Source organism: Collinsella sp. AF25-2LB (assembly GCF_003458415.1).
Taxonomy (GTDB): domain Bacteria; phylum Actinomycetota; class Coriobacteriia; order Coriobacteriales; family Coriobacteriaceae; genus Collinsella.
The window spans coordinates 1-274 of record NZ_QRUF01000002.1; the positions used below are offsets into that span (position 1 = coordinate 1).

The 274-nt window shown below is 69.3% G+C and carries 1 protein-coding gene; it reads left to right on the forward strand.

All coding sequences use genetic code 11. The annotated features are described in order from the left end of the window. Positions 1–49 precede the first annotated feature (49 nt). A partial coding sequence (locus DWY51_RS09610) for a dTDP-4-dehydrorhamnose 3,5-epimerase family protein (protein WP_233504581.1) occupies positions 50–274 on the forward strand: 225 nt, incomplete at its 3' end.

Here is a 274-nt window from a genome sequence, read left to right on the forward strand (position 1 = left end):
CTTCGGCGCCTGGGTGGACCTGCGCGAGGGCAGCGAGACCTTCGGCAGGGTGTTCACCTGCACGCTCGACCCGTCCAGGGCCATCTACGTCCCGCGCGGCGTGGGCAACTCCTTCCAGGCCCTGGAGGACGGCACCGCCTACACCTACCTGGTGGACGCCCACTGGTCCCTCGAGCTCAAGAGGACCTACACCTTCGTGAACCTCGCCGACCCCGGGCTCGCCATCGAGTGGCCGATCCCGCTCGACCAAGCCGTCGTCTCCGAGGCCGACCTC